The 18,923-nt window shown below is 73.9% G+C and carries 22 protein-coding genes; 13 read left to right on the top strand and 9 right to left on the bottom strand.

The features are described from left to right. Nucleotides 1-116: 116 nt before the first annotated feature. Nucleotides 117-545: a type II toxin-antitoxin system Rv0910 family toxin gene (locus tag AC07A6_RS18645; protein ID WP_386274317.1), complete on the bottom strand. Its 429-nt coding sequence runs from the start codon at nt 543-545 to the stop codon at nt 117-119. 170 nt (nt 546-715) lie between these two features. On the opposite strand from AC07A6_RS18645, the gene AC07A6_RS18640 reads away from it, so the two are divergent. After that, nucleotides 716-1,681: an EamA family transporter gene (locus tag AC07A6_RS18640; protein WP_478777758.1), complete on the top strand. Its 966-nt coding sequence runs from the start codon at nt 716-718 to the stop codon at nt 1,679-1,681. A gap of 232 nt (nt 1,682-1,913) precedes the next feature. Further along, a complete protein-coding gene (locus AC07A6_RS18635) occupies nt 1,914-2,903 on the top strand; it encodes a DMT family transporter (RefSeq protein WP_478777757.1) in 990 nt (329 codons plus the stop codon). On the opposite strand, the gene AC07A6_RS18630 is transcribed toward AC07A6_RS18635, so the two are convergent. Next, a complete protein-coding gene (locus AC07A6_RS18630; RefSeq protein ID WP_478777756.1) occupies nt 2,885-3,553 on the bottom strand; it encodes a pyridoxamine 5'-phosphate oxidase family protein in 669 nt (222 codons plus the stop codon). The two genes, AC07A6_RS18635 and AC07A6_RS18630, sit on opposite strands and share 19 nt — an antisense overlap. A gap of 37 nt (nt 3,554-3,590) precedes the next feature. On the opposite strand from AC07A6_RS18630, the gene AC07A6_RS18625 reads away from it, so the two are divergent. Next, nucleotides 3,591-4,922, top strand: coding sequence for an aminotransferase class I/II-fold pyridoxal phosphate-dependent enzyme (locus AC07A6_RS18625; protein ID WP_478777755.1), 1,332 nt, complete (start codon nt 3,591-3,593; stop codon nt 4,920-4,922). 60 nt (nt 4,923-4,982) lie between these two features. On the opposite strand, the gene AC07A6_RS18620 is transcribed toward AC07A6_RS18625, so the two are convergent. Next, nucleotides 4,983-5,984, bottom strand: coding sequence for a DMT family transporter (locus AC07A6_RS18620; protein ID WP_386274324.1), 1,002 nt, complete (start codon nt 5,982-5,984; stop codon nt 4,983-4,985). Between the two features lie 38 nt (nt 5,985-6,022). On the opposite strand from AC07A6_RS18620, the gene AC07A6_RS18615 reads away from it, so the two are divergent. After that, a complete protein-coding gene (locus tag AC07A6_RS18615; RefSeq protein WP_362472709.1) occupies nt 6,023-6,922 on the top strand; it encodes a LysR family transcriptional regulator in 900 nt (299 codons plus the stop codon). A 7-nt stretch (nt 6,923-6,929) separates the two neighbouring features. On the opposite strand, the gene AC07A6_RS18610 is transcribed toward AC07A6_RS18615, so the two are convergent. Continuing rightward, entirely contained in the window at nt 6,930-7,403 is a 474-nt protein-coding gene (locus tag AC07A6_RS18610) for a pyridoxamine 5'-phosphate oxidase family protein (RefSeq protein ID WP_362472706.1), read from the bottom strand. Between the two features lie 76 nt (nt 7,404-7,479). Here AC07A6_RS18610 and AC07A6_RS18605 point away from each other — a divergent pair, with 76 nt between their 5' ends. From AC07A6_RS18605 to AC07A6_RS18570, 8 genes are all read left to right on the top strand, one after another. Beyond that, nucleotides 7,480-8,094, top strand: coding sequence for a cysteine hydrolase family protein (locus AC07A6_RS18605; RefSeq protein WP_478777754.1), 615 nt, complete (start codon nt 7,480-7,482; stop codon nt 8,092-8,094). Nucleotides 8,095-8,112: 18 nt separating this feature from the next. After that, nucleotides 8,113-8,958 carry a HipA family kinase gene (locus AC07A6_RS18600; protein ID WP_478777753.1) on the top strand — a complete coding sequence of 282 codons (846 nt, stop codon included), beginning with the start codon at nt 8,113-8,115 and terminating at the stop codon, nt 8,956-8,958. Further along, the gene (locus AC07A6_RS18595; RefSeq protein ID WP_362472697.1) at nt 8,955-9,338 is read left to right on the top strand and encodes a DUF3037 domain-containing protein; all 384 of its coding nucleotides are present in this window, start codon (nt 8,955-8,957) and stop codon (nt 9,336-9,338) included. Before AC07A6_RS18600 ends, AC07A6_RS18595 begins: the two co-directional genes overlap by 4 nt. Before the next feature lie 136 nt (nt 9,339-9,474). After that, nucleotides 9,475-10,236 carry a 3-oxoacyl-ACP reductase FabG gene (gene fabG / locus AC07A6_RS18590; protein WP_478777752.1) on the top strand — a complete coding sequence of 254 codons (762 nt, stop codon included), beginning with the start codon at nt 9,475-9,477 and terminating at the stop codon, nt 10,234-10,236. 27 nt (nt 10,237-10,263) lie between these two features. After that, on the top strand, nt 10,264-11,049 hold the full coding sequence (locus tag AC07A6_RS18585; RefSeq protein ID WP_386274330.1) for an SDR family oxidoreductase: 786 nt from the start codon (nt 10,264-10,266) through the stop codon (nt 11,047-11,049). A gap of 152 nt (nt 11,050-11,201) precedes the next feature. Continuing rightward, nucleotides 11,202-12,785, top strand: coding sequence for an ABC transporter substrate-binding protein (locus tag AC07A6_RS18580; RefSeq protein ID WP_362472688.1), 1,584 nt, complete (start codon nt 11,202-11,204; stop codon nt 12,783-12,785). A gap of 97 nt (nt 12,786-12,882) precedes the next feature. After that, a complete protein-coding gene (locus AC07A6_RS18575; RefSeq protein WP_362472730.1) occupies nt 12,883-13,551 on the top strand; it encodes a uracil-DNA glycosylase in 669 nt (222 codons plus the stop codon). A gap of 50 nt (nt 13,552-13,601) precedes the next feature. Beyond that, a complete protein-coding gene (locus AC07A6_RS18570) occupies nt 13,602-14,171 on the top strand; it encodes a hypothetical protein (protein WP_386274332.1) in 570 nt (189 codons plus the stop codon). A 139-nt stretch (nt 14,172-14,310) separates the two neighbouring features. Here AC07A6_RS18570 and AC07A6_RS18565 read toward each other — a convergent pair whose 3' ends face one another. Together AC07A6_RS18565 and AC07A6_RS18560 are read right to left on the bottom strand one after the other, a co-directional pair. Beyond that, nucleotides 14,311-14,877: a hypothetical protein gene (locus tag AC07A6_RS18565; RefSeq protein ID WP_478777751.1), complete on the bottom strand. Its 567-nt coding sequence runs from the start codon at nt 14,875-14,877 to the stop codon at nt 14,311-14,313. A gap of 129 nt (nt 14,878-15,006) precedes the next feature. Next, nucleotides 15,007-15,528, bottom strand: coding sequence for a DinB family protein (locus tag AC07A6_RS18560; RefSeq protein WP_362472679.1), 522 nt, complete (start codon nt 15,526-15,528; stop codon nt 15,007-15,009). Between the two features lie 84 nt (nt 15,529-15,612). Here AC07A6_RS18560 and AC07A6_RS18555 point away from each other — a divergent pair, with 84 nt between their 5' ends. Continuing rightward, nucleotides 15,613-16,524, top strand: a complete 912-nt coding sequence (locus tag AC07A6_RS18555) for a Gfo/Idh/MocA family protein (RefSeq protein WP_478777750.1) — start codon at nt 15,613-15,615, stop codon at nt 16,522-16,524. On the opposite strand, the gene lnt is transcribed toward AC07A6_RS18555, so the two are convergent. From lnt to AC07A6_RS18540, 3 genes are all read right to left on the bottom strand, one after another. Continuing rightward, nucleotides 16,463-18,007 carry an apolipoprotein N-acyltransferase gene (gene lnt / locus AC07A6_RS18550; protein ID WP_478777749.1) on the bottom strand — a complete coding sequence of 515 codons (1,545 nt, stop codon included), beginning with the start codon at nt 18,005-18,007 and terminating at the stop codon, nt 16,463-16,465. The two genes, AC07A6_RS18555 and lnt, sit on opposite strands and share 62 nt — an antisense overlap. Nucleotides 18,008-18,073: 66 nt before the next feature. Continuing rightward, the gene (locus AC07A6_RS18545) at nt 18,074-18,535 is read right to left on the bottom strand and encodes a nuclear transport factor 2 family protein (RefSeq protein WP_478777748.1); all 462 of its coding nucleotides are present in this window, start codon (nt 18,533-18,535) and stop codon (nt 18,074-18,076) included. Between the two features lie 69 nt (nt 18,536-18,604). Beyond that, nucleotides 18,605-18,781 carry a hypothetical protein gene (locus AC07A6_RS18540; protein ID WP_362472667.1) on the bottom strand — a complete coding sequence of 59 codons (177 nt, stop codon included), beginning with the start codon at nt 18,779-18,781 and terminating at the stop codon, nt 18,605-18,607. Nucleotides 18,782-18,923: the final 142 nt, after the last annotated feature.

Below are 18,923 nucleotides of genomic sequence, written 5' to 3'. Positions count from 1 at the left end.
AAACCCCCCCCCCCCCCCCCCCCCTCCCCCCCACCCCCCCCCCCCCCCCCCCCCCCCCCCCCCCCCCCCCCCCCCCCCCCCCCCCCCCCCCGCCTCGTCGTGCGTCCGGGCCCGGGTCAGGCGACCAGGCCGGCCAGCTTGCGCAGGGACTCGTTCAGTGCGGCCGTCGCGGAGTCCTTGAGCTTGCCCGCCATCAGGGAGACGGCGGCGCCCGTGAACTCCCCGTCGATGCGGACCTTCGTGGCCCCGCCGTCGGGGGTCAGGGTGTAGCGGGTGAGCACCGCGACGCCCATCGGGCCCTTGCCGGTGATGGCGAAGACGCGCTGCTCCTCCAGTTCCGAGACCGTCCACAGGACCTCGGCGGGGAATCCCATCATCTTCATGTTCTCGCTGAAGGTGGACCCGACCGCGAGGGTCTCGGGACCGCCCTTCGGGAAGTCGGTGTGCGTCATGCTCCACTGCCCGTACGCGTCCCAGTCGGTCAGCTGGGCCCAGAGCTTCGCGGCGGGCGCCTCGATGCGTGATTCCGCGGTGACTTCAGCCATGCGTCCACCCCTTCTCGTCGGGTACGTGCGGCGGAAGGTAGCCCCGGCGCGCGGAACATACAAGACTGACGACCTGTCAGATACTGGGGTTCCCGGCCGGATGATCTCGGGTGCGTCTCAACAGGCGTCTCGCGGGAGACACTCCTGTCCGGCCCTGTCATGATGACCGGATGCAAGCGTCAGGTAAGAACGCCGGACTGGGCCTCGCCCTCGTCTCGGCATGCGCGTTCGGCGGTTCGGGTGTCGCGGCGAAGCCGCTGATCGAGGCGGGTCTGGACCCGCTGCACATGGTGTGGCTCAGGGTGGCCGGGGCGGCCCTGGTGCTGTCCCCGCTCGCCTGGCGGCACCGGTCCCTGGTGCGGCGCAAGCCCCTGCTGCTGGCCGGCTTCGGGCTGGTCGCCGTCGCGGGCGTGCAGGCCTTCTACTTCGCCTCCCTGTCCCGGATCCCGGTGGGCGTGGCCCTGCTGCTGGAGTACCTGGGCCCCGCGCTGCTGCTCGGCTACATACGCTTCGTGCAGCGCAAGCCCGTGACCCGCGCGGCCGCCGCCGGGGCGGCGGTGGCCGTCGCCGGGCTGGCCTGCGTGGTCGAGATCTGGGCCGGGCTGCGCCTGGACGCCTTCGGGGTGCTCCTCGGCCTCGCGGCCGCCTGCTGCCAGGCCTTCTACTTCGTCTTCGCGGACCAGGGAGCCGACGCCGAGGACGCGCCGGACCCGCTGGGCGTGATCGCGCACGGCATGATCGTCGGCGCCCTGGTGATGACCGTGATCGCCCGCCCGTGGCAGATCGACTGGCAGGTGCTGGGCGGGGACGCCGCCATGGGCGACGTCCGGGTCCCGGCCCTGGCGCTGCTGGGCTGGGTGGTGCTGGTCGCCACCGTGTTCGCGTACCTGACCGGTGTGGTCTCCGTGCGCAAGCTCTCGCCGCAGGTCGCGGGCGTGGTGGCCTGCCTGGAGGCGGTCGTCGCCACCGTCCTGGCCTGGGTACTGCTCGGCGAGCAGCTCTCCGGCCCGCAGGTCCTGGGCGGCGCGCTGGTGCTCGGCGGCGCCTTCATCGCGCAGTCCTCGCGGCCCGCCCCGGTGCCCGTGCAGGAGGCGCCGCTGCCCGCGGCGCAGGACCGGGAGCCGGCCGGCGCGTAGCTGCCCGCAAGGGGGGATTCCGGTCAGGGGTGGCCGGCGCGGCGGAGGCCGCGTAGGGTGCCGGTCATGCCTTCCACCGTTTTCTCCGCCGTCCTTCCGCCGCCGGCCGCCTAGCGCGGGCGGCTGCCTCCAGAACGACGAACGACCCGCCCGGGGAGCCCCGGGCCGGTGCGCGCTGCCCGCGAAGCGATGACCTCATGTCCTCGTCCTTCACGCATGCGCGGAGAAACACGTGTCGAACCACTCGCCCGCCGCCGGGCGCAGCCTGCTGTACCTCGTCGTCGCCGGAGCCGCCTGGGGCACCGCCGGGGCGGCCGCATCCCTCCTCTTCCTGGCCAGTGACCTCGGTCCGCTCGCCCTGTCCTTCTGGCGCTGCGCCGGCGGGCTGGCGGTGCTGCTCGGGGTGCTCGCCGTACGCCGCCGCCCCGCGCGGGCGGCCCGGCCCGCCCGGCCTTCGGCGGCTTCGCTGATCGCCACCGGGCTGATGTTCACCCTGTTCCAGGCCGCCTACTTCGGGGCCGTGCGCGAGACCGGCCTGGCGGTCGGCACCGTGGTCACCCTCGGGGCGGGGCCCGTGCTGATCGCGCTGGGCGGCCGGTACTGGATGGGCGAGCGGCTGGGCCGGGGCGGGGTGGTCGCCGTCGGCGGTGCCCTGGCGGGGCTGGCCGTACTGGTGCTGGGCTCCGGGGGCGGTGAGGTGCGGCCGCTCGGGGTCGGCTGGGCGCTGCTGTCGGCCGCCGGGTACGCGGCGATGACGCTGCGGGCGCGGTGGCTCGGGCGGCGCGGGGCGGGCGGGGACCCGCTGGTCACCACCGCGTGGTCGGTGGCGGTGGGTGCGGTGTGCCTGCTGCCGCTCGCGGCGGTGGAGGGGCTGCTGCCGCACACCGCCGAGCCGGCGCGGGTGCTCTGGCTGCTGGTGTACGTGGCCGTGGTGCCGACGGCGCTGGCGTACGCGCTGTACTTCACCGGGGCCGCGGCGGTGCGCGCCGCGACGGTGTCGGTGGTCATGCTGATCGAGCCGGTCAGCGCGGCGGTGATCGCCGTCGCGGTGCTCGGGGAGCGGCTGACCGGCGCCGTGGTGCTGGGCACCGTACTGCTGCTGGCGGCGGTCGGGGCGCTGATCGCGGCCGAGGCGCGCAGGCCCGCGGGCGGTGTGCGCCGCGTGGCCGGCGGCGGGCCGGAGGACCGGCCCGCCCAGGAGCCTCAGAGCGCGGTGATGTAGTCCGGGACGGCGATGCCGGGGGCCAGGCCGGCGGCCGGGACGGGGGTCCCGTACGCCGGCGCCACCGGGACCACGCCCGACCAGTGGGGCAGGTCCAGGTCATCGGCGTCGTCGTTCGGGCCGCCCGTGCGGACCTTCGCGGACACCTCGTTCAGGTCGAGCCGGATCACCGCCGTGGCGGCCAGCTCCTTGGCGTTGGCGGGCCGGGAGTCCGCCGAGCGGCCGGGCACGACCTGGTCGACCAGGGCGTCCAGTGCGATCCGGCGCTCCTCCTCGTCCGTGACCTGGTAGGCGGTGCCGTGCACGACCACCGAGCGGTAGTTCATCGAGTGGTGGAAGGCGGACTTGGCCAGCACCAGGCCGTCCACGTGCGTCACCGTGAGGCAGACCGCCAGGCCCGGGTCGGCCTTCCCGGCGGCCAGCAGCGGGCGCGAGCCGGTGGAGCCGTGCACGTAGAGGGTCTCGCCCACGCGGCCGTAGAGCGTGGGGAGGACCACCGGCGCGCCGTCGCGGACGAACCCGAGGTGGCACAGGTAGGCCTGGTCGAGTATCGAGTGCACCGTCTCGCGGTCGTAGCGCGCACGCTCGCGGGCGCGGCTCGGGACGGTGCGGTCGGTGGGTTCGTAGCCGGCGACGGCGGTGGCGCTCATGGTGCGTACTCCATTGCACTAGTGCATAATGTCGTTTGTGCTAGGAGAGTATCTGATCAGTGGGCGCCGCGCATCGGAAATCGCGGCCAGTGTCGAAACCGGTGTCGGATCGGGCGCGCTCGCGCCGGGGGCGCTGCTCCCGCCGATGCGCGAACTCGCGGCCGCGCTGGGGGTGAACCCCAACACCGTGGCCGCCGCGTACCGCACCCTGCGCGAACGCGGGGTCATCGAGACCGACGGACGGCGCGGCAGCCGGGTGCGGGCCCGCCCCGCGACCGCCCCGCGCGACGTGGGGCACATGCCGGTGCCCGAGGGCGTACGCGACGTCGCGCAGGGCAACCCGGACCTGGCCCTGCTGCCCCCGCTGGACGGGGCGCTGGCCGCCGCCGCCCGGCGGTACGCCGCAGCCCCGACCCTGTACGGGCAGGACCCGGTGGTCCCGGACCTCGCCCGGCTCGCCCGCGCCGGCTTCGAGGCCGACGGGGTCCCGCCCGGGGCCCTGGCGGTGACCTCGGGGGCGCTGGACGGCATCGAGCGCGTGCTGGCCGCGCACCTGCGGGCCGGGGACGCGGTGGCCGTCGAGGACCCGGGCTGGGGGAGCGTGCTGGACCTGGCCCCCGCCCTCGGCCTGCGGGTGGTCCCGGTGGCCGTCGACGACGAGGGGCCGGTGCCGGAGTCGGTGGCCCGGGCACTGGCGGAAGGGGCGCGGGCCCTGGTGGTCACCGCCCGCGCGCAGAACCCGACCGGCGCCGCCGTCTCCGCGGCCCGGGCGGCGGCGCTCCGGGAGCTGCTGGCCGGCCGTCCCGAGGTGCTGCTCATCGAGGACGACCACGGCCACGGGATCGTCGACCTGCCGCTGTGCCCCCTCGGCGGGGTGACCCGGCACTGGGCGCTGATCCGCTCGACGGCGAAGGCGTACGGCCCCGACCTGCGGCTCGCGGTGCTCACGGGTGACGCGGTGACGATGGACCGGGTCCGGGGACGGCAGCGGCTGGGCCCGGGGTGGGTGAGCCGGCTGCTCCAGTACGCGGTGGTCGACCTGTGGACCTCCGGCGCCGTGGACGGGGAGGCCGTGGCCCGCTCGTACGGGCTGCGCCGGGACGGCCTGGTCGCCGCGCTCGCGGAGCGGGGCGTACGGGCACACGGGCGCAGCGGGATGAACGTGTGGGTGCCCGTCGCCGACGAGACGGCGGCGGTCACCCGGCTGCTCGCGGCCGGCTGGGCGGTGCGCCCCGGGGCCGGCTACCGCGTCCAGGCGGGCCCCGGGGTGCGGATCACCGTCTCCGGGCTGGACCCGGCGGAGGTCGGGGGCCTGGCCGACGCGGTGGCCGCGGCGGTCCGCCCGGCGGCCGGGGGGCGCTTCGACTGAGACGCGCGACGCCCCCGGCGCGGCGTGCGGCGGGGGCGGGCGTGGGGCGGGGTCGTCCGGTCAGGCGGCCTTGCGCGGAGCGGACCGGGACTGGGTCAGGGCCGCGCCCGCCAGGATGACCGCCGCGCCGACCGGGGTGTTCCAGTGCAGCTGCTCGCCCAGGACCAGGACGCCGGCGGTGGTGGCGATGACCGGGATGAAGTAGGTGACCATCTGCGCGGTGGTCGGCCCGATCTCCGAGACCAGCCCGTACTGGATCTGCAGCGCCATCCCGGTGCCCAGGGCGCCCAGCGCGACCACGGCGAGCGTCGGCCACAGCGGGAAGCCGGCCGGGGCCGGGGTGAACAGCGCGCTGACGGCGGCCAGCTGGACGGTGGAGACCATGAGCTGGGCCCCGGTGAGCGCCACCGGGGAGCCGGGGGTGCCGGCCAGCGTGCGGCGGACGTAGATCCAGCCGATCGGGTAGGAGAGCGAGGCCAGCAGGGCCAGCGCGGTGCCCTTGGCGTCGACGCCCGCGAAGCCCTGCCAGGCGCCGAGCACCGTCAGCACGCCCAGGAAGCCGATGCCCAGCCCCGCGAAGCGGCGCCGCGTGGGGCGGTCCTCGGACAGCGCCACCAGCGAGAGCGCCATGCCCCACAGCGGGGAGGTGGCGTTGCAGATGCCCGCCAGGCTGGAGGGGATGCTCTGCTCGGCGTAGGCGAAGAGCGAGAACGGGACGGTGTTCAGCAGGAGCGCCGCCACCGCGAGGTGGCCCCAGGTGCGCCGGCCGCGCGGGAGCGGCTCCCGGCGCACCAGCAGCACCACCAGGAGGGCGAGCGCCCCGAAGAACACCCGGCCGAGGGCGACCTGGAAGGGGGCGAACGCCTCGGTGCCGACCTTGATCAGGAGGAAGCTGAAGCCCCACACCACCGAGAGGAGGGCGAACCGCAGGCGCCAGTCCAGGCGGGCGGCGCCACCGGCACCGCGGCGGGCCGGCTGTCGGACGGGGGAGTGGGCGGTGGTGCGGGAGGTGGTCGGTGCGCTCATGAGGTTCACTCTGCTGCGCCCGACCTCGTAGGACAAGCGAGAGTTCCTTCGGCGGAAGGCGTAGCATCGCTTACATGTTGAACCTGGAGCGCCTGCGCACCCTTGACGCCCTCGCCCGCCACGGCTCGGTCAGCGGTGCGGCGGGGGGCCTCCATGTGACCACATCGGCGGTCTCCCAGCAGATGGCCAAGCTGGAGCGGGAGGTCGGCCAGCCGCTGCTCGCCAAGAACGGGCGCGGGGTCCGGCTCACGGACGCGGGACGGCTGCTCGCCGACCACGCCGCCCGGATCATCTCCCAGGTGGAGCTCGCGCAGGCCGACGTGGAGGCCCAGCGGGGCTGCGCGGTGGGGGAGTTGCGGATCGGGGCCTTCCCCACCGCCATGCGGGGGCTGCTGCCCCGCGCCCTCGGCGCGCTGCGGGCCGCCCATCCCGAACTGCGGGCCATGGTGCGGGAACGGGAGCCCGAGGAGAGCATGGCGGCCGTCGTGCGCGGCGACCTGGACATGGCGCTGGCCATCGACTGGCACAACAAGCGGATGCCGGTGCCGGCCGAACTGTCCCGTGTCCACCTGCTGGACGACGCCGCCGACATCGCGGTCCCCGCGGGACACCCGCTGGCCGGGCGCGCCGAGATCTCCCTCGGGGACCTCGCCGACGACGACTGGATCTCGTGGAACGAGGGGCAGTTCTGCCACGAGTGGCTGGTGTTCACCCTGCGCGGCATCGGGGTCGAGCCGCGCATCGCGCACATCGCCGAGGAGCACCACACCCAGCTGGCCTTCGTGGAGGCCGGGCTGGGCGTCTGCGTGACGCCCCGGCTGGGCCGCGGACCGGTGCCGCCCGGCGTGCGGCTGCTGCCGGCGGTCGACACCGTCCGCCGTCACGTGTACGCCGTCTGGCGGACGGACGCGGGCCGCCGGCCCTCCGTCAGGGCCGCCGTCGAGGCCCTCCAGGAGGCGGCCGCGGCGGTGTAGCGGCCGGTCACATTTTGCGGAAGTCCCAGGACACCACCGAGTCCGGGGTGAGGCGGATCCAGGCGTGGCGGCCGTCGTGCGGCATCTCCTCGATCCCGAAGTTCTTGCGGGGGAAGAGCCGTTCCGGCTCCAGCAGCTCGGGGCAGGGCTCGCCGGTGCGCGGCGCCTCGCCCACGAAGACCGCGCGGCCGGACAGCTCGACCCCGCGCAGTTCCCCGTACTCCTCCCCGGCGTCCACCACGACCGAGATCCGCGGGTCGGCCCGCAGGTCGGCCCAGCGGCGGCTGCGCGTGATCGAGTACAGCCACAGCGAGGTGCCGTCCCAGGCGAACCACAGGGCGCCGACGTGCGGACGCCCGTCCGGGGAGACCGTGGCCACCCGGCAGGTGCGCTGCTCCCGCAGGAACGCGTCCACCTCCTTGCCGCTCATCATGATCCGCCGGCCCCGCCGCTGCGCCGCCCGGGCGCCCGTCCCGTCCATCCGTCCCGCACCCCTTCACATCTGACTGTGTGTCAGGAATCATGCGTGCTCTTCCGTCGCCACGCCAGGGGGAGTCATGCCGGAACTCGATCCAGCCACCACCGCGCTGCTCACCGTGGAGTGCCAGAACGGTGTGGTGGGCGAGGAGAGCGCCCTGCCCGAGCTGGCCAAGGAGGCCCGGGACTCGGGGATGCTGGACCGGGTCGCCGCGCTCGTGGAGGCCGCCCGCGGGGCCGGGGTGCAGGTGGTGCACGCGGTCGCCGAGCGGCGGCCCGACGGACTCGGGGCCAACACCAACGCGCGGCTGTTCCGGGCCGCCGGGAAGCTGCCCGTACGCCAGCTGACCGGGAGCGACGCGGTGCGGGTCGCCGCGCCCGTCACCGTGGACGGCCGGGACCTCGTGGTCCGCCGGCTGCACGGGCTCTCCCCGATGGCCGGCACCGGCCTGGACGCCCTGCTGCGCAACCTCGGCGTCCGCACGCTCGTCGTCACCGGGGTCTCCTCGAACATCGCGATCCCCAACACCGTCTTCGACGCCGTCAACCTCGGCTACGAGGTCGTGGTCCCGTGCGACGCCATCGCCGGGGTGCCCGCGTCCTGCACCGCCGAGGTGATCCGCAACTCCCTCGTGCTGGTGGCGTCTATCACCACGGCCGAGGAGCTGCTAATGCGGTGGGCCCCGCCGCTCTGACCCCCGTAACCTGGGCGGATGCTGTCCGAAGTGATCGCGACCCGCTACGTCACGCCCTTGCGTGAGGGCGGCTCGCTCCCGGGGATCGTCGAGGCCGACGATCTCGGTACCTACGTCATGAAATTCACCGGAGCCGGCCAGGGCCGCAAGACCCTGGTCGCCGAAGTCGTCTGCGGGCGCCTCGCCCAGCGGCTGGGACTGCGGGTCCCGCGGCTGGTGCAGATGCAGCTCGACCCCGTCATCGGGCTCGCCGAGCCCGACCAGGAGGTCCAGGAGCTGCTCAAGGCCAGCGGCGGGCTCAACCTCGGCATGGACTACCTGCCCGGCTCGATCGGCTTCGATCCCCTCGCGTACCGGGCCGACCCGGTCGAGGCGGGACGCGTCGTCTGGTTCGACGCGCTGATCAACAACGTCGACCGGTCCTGGCGCAACCCGAACATGCTGGTCTGGCACGGGGACCTGTGGCTCATCGACCACGGCGCCACCATGATCTGGCACCACAACTGGCCCACCGCCCAGGCCGCCGCCGCCAAGCCCTACAACGCCTCGGACCACGTCCTGGCCCCCGTGGGCCCGGACATCGCGGCCGCCGCCGCCGAACTGGCCCCGCTGGTCACCGAGGAACTGCTCACCGAGGTCACCGCCGACGTCCCCGACGAGTGGCTCGTCGACGAGCCGGGCTTCGACTCCACGGACGCGGTACGCCGCGCCTATGTGGAGGCGCTGCTGCCGCGCGCCGCCACGATCCACGAGAGGATCACCATGGAGGCCGAGGTCAGGCAGCGGTCCGGTCCGCCGGGCTGGCTCGCCGAGCGCCTCCCTCCCCAGTCGGACAAGAACAAGAAGAAGAGCGGCGACGAGTGACCAAGCGGGACGTGTTCGAATACGCGCTGGTGCGCGTGGTGCCCCGGATGGAGCGCGGCGAGTGCTTCAACGCCGGAGTCATCGTCTACTGCCGGGCGCACTCCTACGTCGCCGCGCGCACCCACCTCGACGAGGCGAAGCTCCTCGCCCTGGACCCCGGGGCCGACGTGGCCGGGGTGCGGGCCGCGCTGCGCGGTGTCGAGGGGCTGTGCGCGGGCGGCGAGGAGGCCGGGCAGGCGGCGGGGGACGACGCGGGGCGCAGGTTCCGCTGGCTGATCGCCCCCCGCAGCACGGTGGTGCAGCCCGGTCCGGTGCACACCGGCCTGACGGCCGATCCCGCCGCCGAGGTGGAACGCCTGCTGGAGCTGCTGGTCCGCTGATTTCCGGGCAGGTCCGCGCCGCTGGCGCAGGGAGCCGTTGACACGGGGTGTCAGGGCTCCTAGCGTCTCCTCAGCTGAGGCTACTAAGCGGTTGCTCACCTCCGGGCGGCCGCCTCTCAAGGGCGAGGAGAACAGCATGTCCACCACCGAGCAGCGCGTCGCCATCGTGACCGGGGCGGCCCGGGGCATCGGCGCGGCCACCGCGATCCGGCTGGCCGCCGAAGGCCGGGCGGTCGCCGTGCTCGACCTCGACGAGGCCGCCTGCAAGGACACCGTCGAGGCGATCACGGCGGCCGGCGGCAGGGCCCTCGCGGTCGGCTGCGACGTCTCCGACGCCGCCCAGGTGGAGGCGGCCGTCGAGCGGGTCGCGAGCACGCTCGGCGCCCCGACGGTCCTCGTCAACAACGCGGGCGTGCTCCGCGACAACCTGCTCTTCAAGATGAGCGACACCGACTGGGACACCGTCATGAACGTGCACCTGCGCGGCGCGTTCCTGATGGCGAGGGCCTGTCAGAAGTACATGGTGGAGGCCAAGTTCGGCCGCGTCGTGAACCTCTCCAGCAGCTCGGCGCTCGGCAACCGGGGCCAGGCCAACTACGCCGCCGCCAAGGCCGGCCTGCAGGGCTTCACCAAGACCCTGGCCATCGAACTGGGCAAGTTCGGCATCACGGCCAACGCCGTCGCCCCGGGCTTCATCGCGACCGAGATGACCGCGCAGACCGCCGAGCGCGTCGGCATGGGCTTCGAGGAGTTCCAGCTGGCCGCGGCCTCGCAGATCCCGGTGCAGCGGGTGGGCCGTCCGGACGACATCGCCAATGCCATCGCCTTCTTCACGGGCGAGGACGCCGGCTTCGTCTCCGGCCAGGTCCTGTACGTGGCCGGCGGCCCGCTCAACTGACGTTCCCACGAGAGGCGGGCGTACGACATGACGGACAGCGGTATCGACAGCGGTGTCGGCGGCGGCGCCGACAGCGGCAAGGTCGCCCTGGTCACCGGGGCGAGCCGGGGGATCGGCTACGGGATCGCCGAGGCGCTCGTCGCCCGGGGCGACCGGGTCGTGATCACCGGGCGCAACGAGGACGCGCTCAAGGAGGCCGTGGAGCGGCTCGGCGCGGACCGGGTGATCGGGGTGGCCGGCAAGGCGCACGACGAGGCCCACCAGGCCCTCGCCGTGGAGCGGGCGATGGAGGCCTTCGGACGCGTCGACTTCCTGGTGAACAACGCGGGCACCAATCCGGTGTTCGGCCCGATCGCCGACCTGGACCTCGGGGTGGCGCGCAAGGTCTTCGAGACCAACGTGATCTCGGCGCTCGGCTTCGCCCAGCGGACCTGGCACGCCTGGCAGAAGGACCACGGCGGGGCGATCGTGAACATCGCCTCCATCGCCGGGGTCTCCGCCTCGCCCTTCATCGGGGCGTACGGGATGAGCAAGGCCGCGATGATCAACCTGACCCTCCAGCTCGCGCACGAGATGGCGCCGGCGGTGCGGGTCAACGCGATCGCCCCGGCGGTGGTCAAGACCAGGTTCGCGCAGGCGCTCTACGAGGGCCGCGAGCAGGAGGCCGCGGCCGCCTACCCGCTCGGCCGGCTCGGGGTCCCGGAGGACATCGGCGGAGCCGCCGCATTCCTGACATCTGCACAAGCGGAATGGATCACCGGACAAACTCTCGTCGTCGACGGGGGAATGTTCCTCAATGCCGGTGTGCACTGACCGATAACCGGACGCATTTGCCTCCAAACGGGAGGCAAATGCGTATCGAATCGGTCCGAAATCGGTCAAGTGCCTCACGAAACCTACCCATTGGATTTGTGATGCACTGCGGTAGGGTCTGCCGCACCCCTGGCTGATCGAGGAGCGTGCACGTGTTCAACCGGACCAGATGCCTGCAGATCGCTGCGGCCGTTGCGTCCATATCCCTGCTGGCAGGATGCGGCCTGTTCTCGGACGACGGTGACGCCGCCGCGAAGCGCATCACCGTCGGCACCATGAGCGCGCCCAGCACCCTCGACCCGGCCGCGGCCTGGGACGGCTCCTGGGAGCTGTACCGCAACGTCTACCAGACCCTGCTGGCCTTCCCCACGGGCAGCACCAAGCCCCAGCCGGACGCGGCCCAGAGCTGCGAGTTCACCGACGCGGCGAACACCGCCTACCGCTGCACCCTGCGCAAGGGCCTGAAGTTCTCCGACGGCGAGGTGCTGGACGCCAAGGCGGTCAAGCACTCCCTGGACCGGATCCGGACGATCAACCACAAGTCCGGCCCCGCCGGCCTCTTCAACAGCCTGGACAAGATCGAGGCGCCGGACGCGCTCACGGTCGTCTTCCACCTGAAGACCCCCGACGCGACCTTCCCGTACGTCCTGGGCTCCCCGGCGGCCTCCCTGGTCGCACCGAAGGAGTACCCGGCCAACAAGGTCCGCCAGGACAACAAGGTCGTCGGCTCCGGCCCCTACGTCCTGACCTCGTACACGGAGGGCGGCGAGGCGGTCCTCGGCCGCAACGAGACCTACACCGGCTTCGCCAACCGCCAGAACGACGGCGTGACGATCCGCTACTTCGCCGACTCGAAGAAGATGATCGCGGCCCTCAAGGGCAAGGAGATCGACGCCACCTACCGCGGCCTCTCCGCCGCGGAGATCAAGGACCTCCAGACCCCCGCCTCGCACGCCCAGGGCGTCCAGGTCGTGGAGAACGTCGGCGCCGAGATCCGCTACCTGGTCTTCAATCCGAACGACCCGCTGGTCAACAAGCCGGCCGTGCGCCAGGCGATCGCCCAGGTCATCGACCGCGGCGCGATCGTCTCCAAGGTCTACCAGGGCACCGCCGAGCCGCTGTACTCGATGGTCCCCAAGGGTGTCGTGGGCCACAAGACGCCCTTCTACGACATCTACGGCAACCCCGACGTCGCGAAGGCCAAGAAGATCCTCACGGCCGCCGGGATCACCCAGAAGGTGGAGCTGACCTTCTGGTACACCACCGACCGCTACGGCGCCTCCACCGCCGACGAGTTCACCGAGATCAAGCGGCAGCTCGAGGAGAGCGAACTCTTCAAGATCAACCTGCGCGGCCAGCCGTGGAAGACCTTCCAGGAGGGCTACCAGAACGGCCAGTACCCGGTCTTCGGCCGAGGCTGGTTCCCCGACTTCCCGGACCCCGACAACTTCATCGCGCCGTTCGTCGGCAAGGAGAACGCGGTCGGCACCCCGTACGAGCCGGCGAAGATCCAGACCGAGCTGCTGCCCAAGTCCCGCCGCGAGGGCGACCGGTCGGCAGGCGTCAAGGAGTTCGAGGAGGCCCAGCAGATCTTCGCCCAGGACGTCCGGCTGCTGCCGCTGTGGCAGGGCAAGCTGTACGTCGGCGCGCGCGAGGACATCGCCGGCGCCGAGCGGGCCCTGGACCCGCAGACCGCAATGCAGATGTGGGAGCTGCGCCGCAAGACCAGCTGGTGATCCCGGGGCGGTGCCCGGGTGGCGGCGTTGTCAGTGGTCCCCGGTAGGTTCGGATCAGTTGCACGAACTTGTACCGGAGGTTGTCGACGTGACCCAGATGCTGCCCGAGTCCTGGCTCCCCGTCCTCGGCGGGGAGCTGGACCAGCCCTACTTCAAGGAACTCACCGAGTTCGTCGAGAAGGAGCGGGCGAACGGGCCGGTCTACCCGCCCCGCGAGCAGGTCTTCGCGGCCCTGGAGGCCACGCCGTTCGACAAGGTGAAGGTCCTGGTCCTCGGCCAGGACCCCTACCACGGCGCCGGCCAGGGACACGGCCTGTGCTTCTCCGTGCAGCCCGGGGTCAAGACCCCGCCCTCGCTGCGCAACATCTACAAGGAGATGAAGGAGGAGCTCGGCCTGCCGGTCCCGGACAACGGGTACCTGATGCCGTGGGCCGAGCAGGGCGTCCTGCTGCTCAACGCCGTTCTCACCGTCCGTGAGGCCGAGCCCAACTCCCACAAGGGCAAGGGCTGGGAGAAGTTCACCGACGCCGTGATCCGCGCCGTGTCCGAGCGCCCCGACCCGGTCGTCTTCGTGCTCTGGGGCGCCTACGCCCAGAAGAAGATCCCGCTCATCGACGAGGAGCGCCACGTGATCGTCAAGGGCGCCCACCCCTCGCCGCTGTCGGCCAAGAAGTTCTTCGGCTCCCGGCCCTTCACGCAGATCAACGAGGCCGTGGCCGCCCAGGGCCATGAGCCGATCGACTGGCGGATCCCGGACCTGGGCTGACACCACCCCGCGCCTCGGCGCCAGAGCCGGTGCCTCCGGCTAGCTTCTTGATGACCGGACCGGAGCGGGTCCGGCGGAGCGAGCCGGAGGCCCCGTTGAGGGAGCAGCAGCAGGAGGCGTCGGAGGACGCCGTCATGACCAGGATCGGCCAGGCCGTCATCCTGCTGCACGCCGGGGACCGCGAGGAGGCCCGCAACCGGCTCGGCGCGATCTGGTCCGAGATCGGCGAGGGCGGAGACTCCCTCCACCGCTGCACCCTCGCGCACTACCTGGCCGACGCCCAGGACGACCCCGCCGACGAACTGGCCTGGGACCTGCGGGCGCTGACCGCCGCCGACTGCCTCGGCGAACGGCTCGGGGAGCCCCTGCCCGGGCGGGCCGAGCCGCATCCGGCCGTGCGGGTGTTCTACCCGTCGCTGCACCTCAGCCTCGCCGCCGACTACGCCAAGCTGCGCCGGCCCGACGAGGCCCGGGTCCACCTCGCGCGGGCCCGGGCGGCCACCGGAGCGCTGTCCGACGACGGGTACGGGAACGGGGTGCGGGCCGCCATCGCCCGCCTGGAGCGCCGGCTGGCGGCGGAGGCGGGCCCGGGCCCCGGGCCGTTCCCCGAGCAGGCGTAGGGCCGGCGCGGGCGCCACTGCGGTGGCCCGCCGCCGGGCACCCGTACGGGCTCTGCGGGCGGTGCCTCCGCCCCCGGCGCGGGCGGCGTGGGCTGTGACTCCGTCGGCCGGCTGTCCGTACGGCCCCTACGCCGCTCCTTCAGCCGGCCCCGGCGCCCCCGGCGCTCTCGACGCCCGCGCAGATCCGGGCCTCCGGGCCGTCGGGGTCCCAGTTGCCGTGCCGGCGGCCCAGCGCGCACACGTCCGCCGGCCGGACCGGCAGCTCCCGTGCCAGCCCGGGCGGCAGCTCGGCATGCTGCCCCGAGCCGTGCGCATGCCCCGGCGGGCCCCCGTCGCCGTGCCCGCCCGGCTCGGCCGGCACCGGGATGTCGGGCACCCCTGCGGCGGCCCCCGCGGCCTCCCCGTCCCCGGTGCGCGGCCCGGGCACCGCGCGCGCCGCGCCCCGGCCCGCCGCCGTCGGGGCCGACGGGCGCACGCCCTCCCGGGGAACCGCCTTCAGCGCCTCCAGGGCGGGCGCCTGCACGACCACGGGCAGCGCCCCCGGCCCGCCGCGCGGCTCGTGCCGGGGCGGCGGCCCGCCGGCGGGGGCCGCCGCCGGGACAGGCTGGGCGGGGTTGACGCTCACACAGCCGGAGACGGCCGAGACGGCCGAGACGGCACAGGCGGCGCCGAGAAGCAGCTTCGTCGAGGTTCGGGTTGGGTGCACCCGCGCAACTCTGCTGTGCGAGCACCCCGTTGTGAAAACCCTGGACCGATATTCACCCCGCACGGGTGACGGGGAGGGGGTGTCCGGCGGACACCGGACGCCGGGCACCGGACACCGGCCCGGGCCCGGCTACTCGCCGGTGGCGCCGTCGATGTGCTCGCGCAGCAGGTCCGCGTGCCCGTTGTGCCGGGCGTACTCCTCGATCATGTGGGTGTAGATCCAGCGCAGGCTGAAGACCTCCCCGCGGTGGTGGCTCGCGGCGTCCGACAGCGCCTCCAGGGAGCGGTCCGCGGCCGCCTGCCGGGCCAGTTCGACCTCGGTCCGCCAGACCTGCTCGGAATCGGCCCAGGTGTCCGCGTCGGTGAAGTGGAAGTCCCCGTCCCGGTTTTCCCGGGTGCTGTACAGGTCGGGCAGGTCCGCACCGAGGGCGATCTCCCGGAACCAGTACCGCTCCACCTCCGCCATGTGCCGCACCAGGCCCATCAGGCTCAGCGAGGAGGGCGCGAGCGCCGTGAGGCGCAGCTGCTCCTCGGAGAGGCCCTCGCACTTCCAGGCGAGGGTGGAGCGGTGGTAGTCCAGCCAGCCGTCCAGCATCTCCCGCTCGCCGGCGGTGGTGGAGGGTTCGGGGCGGTGCGATCCGTTCGAGTTCATGGTCCACATCCTGGACGAACGCGCCCCCTCCCACCAGGGATTAAGCTGCCGCTGTCCCATACGGCACATACCAGGAGGCTCCCGGTGAAGGTCGGCGTCATCGGACTCGGCGACATCGCGCAGAAGGCGTACCTGCCCGTCCTCACCACCCGTCCCGGGATCGAGCTGCACCTGCAGACCCGTACCCCGGCCACCCTCGAACGGATCGGCGACGTCCACCGCGTACCGCGCGAGCGCCGCCACACCACGCTGGACTCCCTGCTCGCCGAAGGCCTCGACGCCGCCTTCGTGCACGCCCCCACGGACACCCACCCGGTGATCGTGGAGCGGCTGCTGGACGCGGGCGTGCCGACCTACGTGGACAAGCCGCTGGCCTACGAGCTGGCCGACTCGCGGCGCCTGGTGGAGCGCGCCGAGGAGCTCGGCGTCGGCCTCTTCGTCGGCTTCAACCGCCGCCACGCGCCCGGCTACACGCTGTGCGCCGACCACCCGCGCGACCTGATCGTCATGCAGAAGAACCGGGTCGGGCTGCCCGAGGACCCCCGCACCCTGGTCCTGGACGACTTCATCCACGTCGTCGACACCCTGCGCTTCCTGCTGCCCGGCGAGGCCGACCACGTCGACGTCCGGGCCGTGGTGCGCGAGGGGCTGATGTCCCAGGTGGTGCTCCAGATGTCCGGCGAGGGTTTCACCGCCCTGGGGATCATGAACCGGCGGTCCGGGTCCGCCGAGGAGGTCCTGGAGGTGTCCGGCCAGGACTCCAAGCGTCAGGTGTTCAACCTCGCCGAGGTGGTCGACCACCGGGGTCAGCCCACCGTGCGCCGGCGCGGGGACTGGGTCTCCGTCGCCCGCCAGCGCGGCATCGAGCAGGCCGTGGACACCTTCCTGGAGGCCGTGCAGAGCGGCAAGGTGCTCAGCGCCCGGGACGCCCTGCTCACCCACGAGCTGTGCGAGCGGGTGGTGCTGACGGCTCTGGAGCAGGCTTCCGGGGCCTGACCGCCCGTACCCCGCGGGCCGCGCTGTACAGCCCCAGCGCGGCCACGGCGGCGCCGGCGGGCCAGTTCCCGAAGCGGACGAACGGGGTCGTGCCCCGGGCGAGCGGCACCTCGTACACGGCCGCCGTGCTCGCCGAGGCGGACAGGGCGGGCCCGACCCGGGCGCCCGAGGGCCCGTACACCGCGCTCACACCGGTCAGGGTCGCGTGGACCACCGGGCGGCCCGTCTCGGCGGCGCGCAGGGCCGCGAGGGAGGCGTGCTGGGCCGGTGCCCAGCTGTCCTGGAAGGTCGAGGTCGCCGACTGCGCGACCAGCACACCGGCCCCCTCGCGGACCAGGTGCCGGCTCATGTCGGGGAAGGCCGACTCGAAGCACACCAGCGGGCCCAGCCGCACCCCGCCGGGCAGGTCCATCACCACCGGGGCCGCGCCGCGCCTGCGGTCCTCGCCCGCCGCCTTGCCGACCGAGGTGGCCCAGCCGAGCACCGAGCGGGCCGGCACGTACTCGCCGAAGGGGACCAGCCGCATCTTGTCGTACCGGTCACCGGTGGGCCCCTCCGGGCCGACCAGCACCGAACTCTTGTAGATCCCGGGCCGGTCCGAGCGCCGGGCGTCCACGTTCACCAGCAGCGGGGCGCCGAGCTCCGCCGACAGGGCCGCCAGCCGCCGCGACAGGTCGGGCCGCGCCGCCAGGTCCGCGCCGACGCCGCTCTCGCCCCACACCACCAGGCCGGGGTGCGCCCCCGCCAGGCCCCGCGTGAGCCGCTCCTCGACGTCGAACCGCCGCTCCGCACCGTCCGCCCCGCCAACCAGGCCCGGCTGTACGACGGCCACCCGCAGCCCGCCCGACACCTCGGGCCGCGGCAGCCAGAGCCACACCACCCCGGTCAGCACCGCGCACCCCGCCACCGACGCCACCGCCGGAACCCGCGCCCCCGGCACCGCCACCAGCAGCACCACCGCACAGTTCACCGCCACCACCAGCAGGCTCACCAGCCACACCCCGCCCACGGATGCCAGCCGCAGCGCCGGCGGCACCTGCCACTGACTGGCCCCGAGCAGCCCCCACGGCCCGCCCAGCCCCTGCCAGGACCGGGCCAGCTCCGACAGCAGCCAGCCCGCCGGTACGAGGACCAGCCCGGCCGCCGCCCGGCGCGGGCCCGGCACACCGCCGAGCAACTCCCGCACCAGCAGCGCCCAGGGGATCCAGAGCAGCCCCAGCAGCGCGGCGAGGGGGACCAGGAACACGTGCAGGCTCGGCAGCAGCCAGTGGTGCACCGCCACGATGAACCCGGCACCGCCGAGCCAGCCCTCCAGCGCGGCGCGCCGCCCGGTGGGGGCGGAGCGCAGCAGCAGCATCCAGGGCACGAGGACGACGTACGCGGACCACCACAGCCCCGGCGCCGGGAAGGCGAGGCAAGGCAGCGCCCCGGCGGCGACCGCGGCCGCCGCACGCCACCGCCGGGTCCGCTTCGCGAGCAGCATGAGGCGCCTCCGCTTCCAGTGTGGGGCCGCCCCCGGCCGGGCGCGGCCCGGGGCCCGAGGGGCGGCTCAGGCCGACATGCGGCGCCACTTCTCGTGGACCGTGACCCCCGTGAGCCGCCAGCCGTCCGGGGTGCGGGCGAGGGCGAAGGAGTAGCGCCCGGCGGCGACGAAGTTGGGGGCCGTGTCCGGGTCGTCGGGGCCGGCCAGCCGCATCGGGTTCAGGAAGTCCGCCCGGACCTCCGCCGCGTCCCCGGGCCAGCCGCCCTGGTCCTCCAGCCGGATCACCCGGTTGACGATCAGGTGCTGGCGCACCGGGAAGAGCTTCATGGTCTCCGCGAGCCAGTCGGCGACCTCCGCGGCCGGGCCCTCGACCCCGCCGGCCGAGCTGTAGTCGGCCCGTCCGGAGGGCGTGAACAGGGCGCGGTAGGCGGCCCAGTCCCCGTCGTCGACGGCCGCCGCGTACCCCGAGACCACCTCGTCGATGGCGAGACGGTCCATCACCGTCGCCAGGTCCACACGCTGCGTCATCGGGTCAGTGTGGGGCTGCGGGGCGACGAGGCCAAGGGGCGTGCGGCCACTGGTCCGCGCGGTGCGGACTCAGTGACCGGAATGCGCCTCCCGTTGCCGGATCACGACCAGGAACGCGTCGGTGGCCAGGTCCATCACCACCTCCGCCGGCACGCCCTCGCGCATCCGCTGCGCCGCGTACTCCTCCGCGGGCCAGCTCCCCCGCGGACTTCCCGCCGGGAAACGCTCCAGTACCACGCGGCCCATGGGACACCCCCTGCTGTTCGGTTCCAGGCCTCTGCGGGGACAACGACGCGGGGGGGGGGGGGGGGGGGGGGGGGGGGGGGGGGGCGAGGGGGGGGGGGGGGGGGGGGGGGGGGGGGGGGGGGGGGGGGGGGGGGGGGGGACG

The organism is Streptomyces sp. NPDC044002, assembly GCF_056434525.1.
The sequence above is the reverse complement of the archived record's forward strand: the minus strand, read 5'-3'. Positions and strand labels throughout refer to the sequence as shown.

Excerpts from the sequence above, each read along its gene's own strand:
- AC07A6_RS18645 (WP_386274317.1), bottom strand. The coding sequence starts at position 545 with ATGGCTGAAGTCACCGCGGAATCACGCATCGAGGCGCCCGCCGCGAAG.
- lnt (WP_478777749.1), bottom strand. The coding sequence starts at position 18,007 with ATGCTGCTCGCGAAGCGGACCCGGCGGTGGCGTGCGGCGGCCGCGGTC.
- AC07A6_RS18610 (WP_362472706.1), bottom strand. The coding sequence starts at position 7,403 with ATGGACGGGACGGGCGCCCGGGCGGCGCAGCGGCGGGGCCGGCGGATC.
- AC07A6_RS18615 (WP_362472709.1), top strand. The coding sequence starts at position 6,023 with ATGTTGAACCTGGAGCGCCTGCGCACCCTTGACGCCCTCGCCCGCCAC.
- fabG (WP_478777752.1), top strand. The coding sequence starts at position 9,475 with ATGTCCACCACCGAGCAGCGCGTCGCCATCGTGACCGGGGCGGCCCGG.
- AC07A6_RS18545 (WP_478777748.1), bottom strand. The coding sequence starts at position 18,535 with ATGACGCAGCGTGTGGACCTGGCGACGGTGATGGACCGTCTCGCCATC.
- AC07A6_RS18570 (WP_386274332.1), top strand. The coding sequence starts at position 13,602 with ATGACCGGACCGGAGCGGGTCCGGCGGAGCGAGCCGGAGGCCCCGTTG.
- AC07A6_RS18585 (WP_386274330.1), top strand. The coding sequence starts at position 10,264 with ATGACGGACAGCGGTATCGACAGCGGTGTCGGCGGCGGCGCCGACAGC.
- AC07A6_RS18630 (WP_478777756.1), bottom strand. The coding sequence starts at position 3,553 with ATGAGCGCCACCGCCGTCGCCGGCTACGAACCCACCGACCGCACCGTC.
- AC07A6_RS18560 (WP_362472679.1), bottom strand. The coding sequence starts at position 15,528 with ATGAACTCGAACGGATCGCACCGCCCCGAACCCTCCACCACCGCCGGC.
- AC07A6_RS18540 (WP_362472667.1), bottom strand. The coding sequence starts at position 18,781 with ATGGGCCGCGTGGTACTGGAGCGTTTCCCGGCGGGAAGTCCGCGGGGG.
- AC07A6_RS18640 (WP_478777758.1), top strand. The coding sequence starts at position 716 with ATGCAAGCGTCAGGTAAGAACGCCGGACTGGGCCTCGCCCTCGTCTCG.
- AC07A6_RS18605 (WP_478777754.1), top strand. The coding sequence starts at position 7,480 with ATGCCGGAACTCGATCCAGCCACCACCGCGCTGCTCACCGTGGAGTGC.
- AC07A6_RS18575 (WP_362472730.1), top strand. The coding sequence starts at position 12,883 with ATGCTGCCCGAGTCCTGGCTCCCCGTCCTCGGCGGGGAGCTGGACCAG.
- AC07A6_RS18600 (WP_478777753.1), top strand. The coding sequence starts at position 8,113 with ATGCTGTCCGAAGTGATCGCGACCCGCTACGTCACGCCCTTGCGTGAG.